Here is a 4033-nt window from a genome sequence, read left to right as displayed (position 1 = left end):
CCAGCCGCCCGCGCAACCGGATGGAGGCCCCGTCGCCATGGCTGGATTCTCCCAGCATGACGATGTCGCGATCGCCGATGATGCGGGCGAGAGCGTCTGCGAGCGTTGTTTCCTCGGCGGGATCAAAGGCGGCGTCGAAGGGAACGGCGTCCCGCGCCAACCGCGCCGCCAGGGCGCCCTGTCCTAGCGAAGGCAATGAAAACGAGCCTAGGCCTGCCGCAAGAAGCCCGAAGGATGTTTCGCGCCGCGTAAGAATAATCTGTCCTCCCGACCTTTAAGCCCCTCCTAGGACGAGGCGCCCGAGCGAACAACAAGGAGATGCCACAGGGCTATGATCCGCCCGACCTTTATCTTCTGACTGGGATCTATCGCGCTGGAGAGATTCCGGCCGGAGCGACACGCCACACCGTGTTGGACAGATCGTCGGCCACCAGCAGAATCCGGCGCTGAGGATCAAACCAAACGCCCACGGGACGGCCGCGGGCCTCGCCATTGTCCGTCAGAAACCCGGTCAGAAAATCGACGGGCTCGCCGGCTGGTCGGCCTCCCGAGAACGGAACCCACGCAACCTTGTACCCCGCCAGATCCTGTCGGTTCCAGCTCCCGTGCTGTCCGATGAAGGCCCCTTCGGTGAAGGCCCCGCCGAAGCCGCCGTCGCGGGCGAAGGACAGTCCCAGGGCGGCCACATGGGCTCCCAGGGCGTAATCCGGCTTTATCGCAGTCGCCACCAGTTCGGGCTTCTGGGGCCGCACGCGCGGGTCGAGATTTTGTCCCCAGTAGCTGTATGGCCAGCCGTAGAAGGCGCCGTCGCGAACCGAGGTCAGATAGTCTGGAACGAGTTGCGGCCCGATTTCATCCCTTTCGTTCACCACGGCCCAAAGGGCGGCGCTCGACGGCTCAATCGCCAGAGCGGTGGGATTGCGAATGCCGCGGGCGATGGTTCGGCGCGCGCCTGTGGAGCGGTCGACAGCCCAGACGACCGCCCGCTCCTCCTCCACGGCCATGCCCCGCTCGCCGGCGTTGCTGTTGGAGCCGATGCCGACATAGAGTGTCGAACCGTCTGCGCTGGCGGTCAGAGCCTTGGTCCAGTGGTGGTTGAGCGCGGACGGTAGACGCGTCACCTCTTCAGGCGGCGCCGTGATCCGGGTCCGCCCTTCGACATAGGGGAAGCTGACCAGAGCATCCTGCTCGGCCACGTAGATGCGGCCATCGACATAGGCCAGGCCATAAGGGGCGTTAAGACCGTCTATGAAGACTGTGCGGACTTCGGCGCGGCCGTCGTTATCGGCGTCGCGCAGCAAGGTGATACGGTCGCCGCCGTTCACCTTGGTGTTGCCCTGCTTCTTGATGACCCCGGCGATGACGTCCTTGGGCCTCAAGGCCGGCGCGCCGCCGCCCCGCCCCTCGGCCACGAGGATGTCTCCGTTAGGCAGGACGAGCATCTGACGTGGAATACGCAGGTCCGTAGCCAGGGCCGTCACCACGAAGCCCTCGGGCGCGCGCGGCGTTTCATCGCCCCACCCGACAGGCTTGGCGATACGCATCGGCGGCAGCAGGGTTTCCCGAATCTCCGGCAAGTCGGGCTTCGGCCCGACTTCATTGATGCCTTTTTCGCTTTGACCGCAGGCGGCCAGAGCCACGACGCCTCCCAAGACGCCGTACAGAAGGACGTTTCTGCGGATCATCGGCTCGCCTCCTCGTCCAGGATTCCGGAATAGCGCAGCCATCCCGCGATCAGGGCCAGCCCGCAGCATAAAGCGGACAGGGTGAAGCCAAGGGCGCCGACGGAACTCCAACCGTCCTGGCTATGCTTGAAGGCGTTCGCCAAGCCGACAAGACACAGGGCCCCGAGAGCGCCGCTGTACAGAAGACGCAAGACGCCGCGACGGCCCCAGGCCAGGTCGATCAGGCTCCACACGAAAGCGGCTCCGCCAAACATCAGGCCGCCGACAATCGCCCAGGAAGAGAAGTTGCTCCACTGCATCTCCGCGGTCCGAAGATAGGCCGCATCCGTCGCCGTTCCGAGGCTGAATAGGGCCACTGGACCGCTCAGAATCAGTCCCTGCACGGCCCGGCCCAAGCCAGCCGTCCCGGTCACGGCCGGCTCTCGGCGAATTCGATGCGACCGATCGCGCGGGAACCACGCGCCCTCATCCGCCGCCTCAGTTGCTCGCGGATGCTCCAGCCTTCCAGATGCATCAGATCGCTGATCGTATAGCCTTCCCGGGAAAGCGCTTCGCGCACGTCGCTGACTTTAAGGCAGGCGTGGTCTCGCTCGGCGATTGCAAAAGCGCGTTCGATGACATGGGTCTGGTTCATGGCTCCTCCTTTGCCTGACCCAATCGGCCCCAGGCCATGCGGTTCCGAGCCCGAGCGATATGACGCAGGTCAACGATGGGCCGCAGATTAGATTTCTCAGAACGCCAGCGGCGTCGTCTGCCACGTCACCCCGACGGCGGCGACGAAAGCGCCAGTCAGGGCCACGCGTCGCTCCCAAAGGCCCGGCCCATCGGGGACAGGACGCCGCGCCATGACGACGGCCACGACGGCGATCAGCGCCAGACACAGAAGGCTGAAGCCCAGCCCTATCCAGCGCCCAGCGGCCGCCTCGGTCGACGACCAGACGTCTGCGGCGCTGGCCAGCAGATAGAGACCGAGAAAGTGCGCGGCCCAGATCATCAGGCCCGCCGTCATGGCCAGCCAGCGCTTCACGATCCGCCGCCCGGAAACAGCCGGATCAGCAGCACGACCATCGCCGCCTGCCCCGCCGTATAAGCCAGGAAGAGGCCGATCAGATCGACCGTGGAGGGCCGGTCGGCCGACAGCCGTCCGAACGTTCGACGCAACAGGATATAGAGTCCCATCAAGGCCCCGATCCCCGCGAAAGTCCCCGCCCAGCCCAGAAGAGCGAAGACAGCGGCGCCCTGACTGGCAGCGTCCGGCTTCAAGCCAGCGGACCACCAAGCCCGAAGCTCCAACCCTGTCGCCGTCGCGACGCCGATGGCGCTGACGAGCAGGAGAGCCGTGGCGAGCGTCTCCGCTCCCCTCCTCGCCCGGCGCAACACGCGCGGCGCGGCTGCGGCGCACAGCCCCGCCAGGGCCAGGGCTCCGAGGTGCAGTATCATCGACGCCGTCTGCGGCGGCGCCTGCCACAGATCCGGCCGTCGGCTCCACAGGAAGACATAGGAGAAGCCCGCCAGCAGGCAGACCATGCCGCCGACGATCAGCACGATCACCATGGCCCACCAGCCATGACTGGACGGCCCCGAAACATAGTTGGGCATGCGGACGCCCGCCCCGATGTCCGTGGTCTTGCGACTGTAGGGCGCATCCAGGAACCAGCACCAGCGCATGATGCAGTAGATCGCCAGCACCCCGCTGATCACCGCGGCGGCATAGGCCTGGATGGTCAGGATCAGGAAGAAACCGGCGGTGAAGACCGCGCCGAAAACGTGCCAGGGGGACGGGCGCGGGAGGCGCAGGACATACTGCGGCTCAGCGTTTAGAGGGCTGGTGACCAGGGTCTGGCGCTCGCCGCCCGCCGCGCCGGGCAGGAACCAGCGCCCCTCCTGCACCTCCTTCGCCAACCCCTTTTGCTCCCAGAGCGGATAGAGGCTCTTCACCACGGGGACGGAGCGCACGGAATAATAGCCGCTGGGCAGCCATTCCAGGCCGGGGCCGTCGTGGATGTTGCCCGCCTCGCGCGGGCCGAAGGGGCGGAAGTTGCGGATCATGTCGAAGACCCACAGCAGGACCGCCAGCCCGAACAGGAAGGCCCCTATGGTCGAGATGAAGTTGGCCAGGTCCCAGCCGCGTCCCGGCAGATAGGTGTAGACCCGGCGCGGCATCCCCATCAGCCCCGTCAGGTGCATGGGCAGGAAGGCGATGTTGTGTCCGGCGAACATCAGCCAGAATATCCATTTGCCCATGCGCTCGCTCAGCGGCCGGACGCTGGACATGGGCAGCCAGTAGTAGATGGCCGCGAACATGGGAAAGACCATGCCGCCGATCAGGACGTAGTGCAGGTGGGCGA

The 4033-nt window shown here is 66.1% G+C and carries 6 protein-coding genes; all 6 read right to left on the bottom strand.

Annotation, left to right across the window (positions count from 1 at the left end):
- On the bottom strand, positions 1-196 hold a 196-nt coding region (locus ACU5AP_RS16035), incomplete at its 3' end, for a hypothetical protein (protein ID WP_446681534.1).
- Positions 197-365: 169 nt separating this feature from the next.
- Positions 366-1685 carry a PQQ-dependent sugar dehydrogenase gene (locus ACU5AP_RS16030; RefSeq protein WP_446681533.1) on the bottom strand — a complete coding sequence of 440 codons (1320 nt, stop codon included), beginning with the start codon at positions 1683-1685 and terminating at the stop codon, positions 366-368.
- Positions 1682-2080: a DUF2231 domain-containing protein gene (locus ACU5AP_RS16025; protein WP_446681532.1), complete on the bottom strand. Its 399-nt coding sequence runs from the start codon at positions 2078-2080 to the stop codon at positions 1682-1684. The genes ACU5AP_RS16030 and ACU5AP_RS16025 overlap by 4 nt, the downstream gene beginning before the upstream one ends.
- A gap of 14 nt (positions 2081-2094) precedes the next feature.
- Positions 2095-2319, bottom strand: a complete 225-nt coding sequence (locus tag ACU5AP_RS16020) for a hypothetical protein (RefSeq protein WP_446681531.1) — start codon at positions 2317-2319, stop codon at positions 2095-2097.
- Between the two features lie 96 nt (positions 2320-2415).
- The gene (locus ACU5AP_RS16015) at positions 2416-2712 is read right to left on the bottom strand and encodes a hypothetical protein (protein WP_446681530.1); all 297 of its coding nucleotides are present in this window, start codon (positions 2710-2712) and stop codon (positions 2416-2418) included.
- Positions 2709-4033 (bottom strand): cbb3-type cytochrome c oxidase subunit I (locus ACU5AP_RS16010; RefSeq protein ID WP_446681529.1); only part of this gene is annotated, 1325 nt, incomplete at its 5' end. The genes ACU5AP_RS16010 and ACU5AP_RS16015, both read right to left, overlap by 4 nt.

The organism is Brevundimonas sp. RM1 (assembly GCF_052907225.1).
This window is presented reverse-complemented; position numbering and strand designations above follow the sequence as displayed.

Bases quoted from the DNA above. Each gene is read 5' to 3' on its own strand.
- ACU5AP_RS16030 (WP_446681533.1), bottom strand. From the start codon at position 1,685: ATGATCCGCAGAAACGTCCTTCTGTACGGCGTCTTGGGAGGCGTCGTG.
- ACU5AP_RS16020 (WP_446681531.1), bottom strand. From the start codon at position 2,319: ATGAACCAGACCCATGTCATCGAACGCGCTTTTGCAATCGCCGAGCGA.